The sequence below is a fragment of the Meiothermus cerbereus genome (assembly GCF_051297115.1).
GTDB lineage: Bacteria > Deinococcota > Deinococci > Deinococcales > Thermaceae > Meiothermus > Meiothermus cerbereus_A.
This window is the reverse complement of sequence record NZ_JBEVAL010000146.1, coordinates 1-1,464: the sequence shown is the minus strand read 5'-3', so window position 1 is coordinate 1,464 and position 1,464 is coordinate 1. Positions and strand designations below refer to the sequence as shown.

Below are 1,464 nucleotides of genomic sequence, written 5' to 3'. Positions count from 1 at the left end.
CCGGGTGAACCTCATCTTGCTGGTGCACAACCTCATTCGCAGTCGGGTACTCCTGAAGATGGCTGGGGTGGAGCTATGAGGTAGCACACGAAGGAATCTGAGCCGAAAAATCCTAAAAATGGAAACTGGACGAGCGCTGGACGCCGCTCATTAGACTGCAATACAAGGCATATGAGCCGGGAGCGTGCCCACCATAAAAAGTCGCTGCGTTTGATGGAAGCTCGAGACCTGCTGGCAGCCAGACCCTACACGGCCCAGGAGCTGGCTCGGGCTTTGGGCGTGGGCAAACGTACGGCCCTGTGCTACCTGCTCGAGGACCTGCAAGCCGTTGAAGCAGGCAACGCTTGCTCAACTGGTTTCCGTAGATGTAGAGCTTGGGGGTGCTAAATGAAGTGCTGGAGCCAGCCTGCGGTAGAGATGTTTTTCAGGGGTTCGAGAAATAACGGCAAAAAGAGAAAGGAGAATGAGTATGGTCAAGATACCCAAAGAAGTGCTGCTTCAAAAAGCCCCTAGCAACCTTAGCCAGGAGGACCGTTTGATTTTTGAACAAAGCTTCCAACCTAAGACCATTCATGACCTCAAAGTGGCCAACAGCTAAGGTTATGCTAGATGTCGATGCTTCAATTTGACCTACCCATTAGCCTGCTCCGTATTGGGTTAAAAGCGATTCAGTCTATTCGCTTGCCGGCTTTTGCGGGCAGTAAGCTCGAGGGTGCCTTTGGGCGTACGCTATATGAAATCGCCTGTACCCGCCGCGACCTCGAGACCTGCGCGCCCTGTCCGTTGCGTTCGATCTGTCCCTATGCGGCGCTCTATGCGCCTGCACTACCGGAGCATCTCTCGGTGGACTCACTCGAAAACCCCCCACGCCCGCTGGTATTCGAAACCCATCTAGGGCAAGAGCGCCAGATCGCTCCAGGCGAGCCGTTCGAATTCGGGCTACGCATCGTAGGTAAAGCGGTACAACACTTGCCCTATATGATGGCGGCCATTCGCCAGATGGGTGAACATGGGATTGGCCTCACACGGGGTCGCTTCCAGCTAACTGAGGTTTATAGCATTCATCCGTACACATTAGAATCCAGGCTGCTATCGAGCGCCGAGAGCCCTGTAGTTCACCTCGAAACCTTCACCCTGAACGCCGCTGACCTACCACCAGTGCCCGACGGCGATCTCACCTTGCATCTGCAAACTTTCACCCACATCAAAAGCGGCGGGAAGATAGTGGAGAGCCTGCAGTTTCCAGTCCTGGTACGGGCTTTACAGCGCCGGGTGAGCAACCTCGAGCAGATCTATGGTGGTGGCAAGAGCTTGGGTGGCAACTATGGCGAGCTACCCTTGCTGGCCCGGCATGTCGAGATTGTCGAGCAGAAAACCCGCTTTGCCATCCAGGCTCGCAGCGGAAAACCCACATTCCGCACCCCTCAACCTTGACTTTAGGATTTTGGGGTGGAAACCAATGCT

At 54.9% G+C, this 1,464-nt stretch carries 1 protein-coding gene; it reads left to right on the top strand.

Translation table 11 applies throughout. The features are described 5' to 3' along the window. Positions 1-615 precede the first annotated feature (615 nt). Entirely contained in the window at positions 616-1,434 is an 819-nt protein-coding gene (locus tag ABWU19_RS14810) for a hypothetical protein (protein ID WP_435902403.1), read from the top strand. The last annotated feature ends 30 nt before the right edge of the window (positions 1,435-1,464 follow it).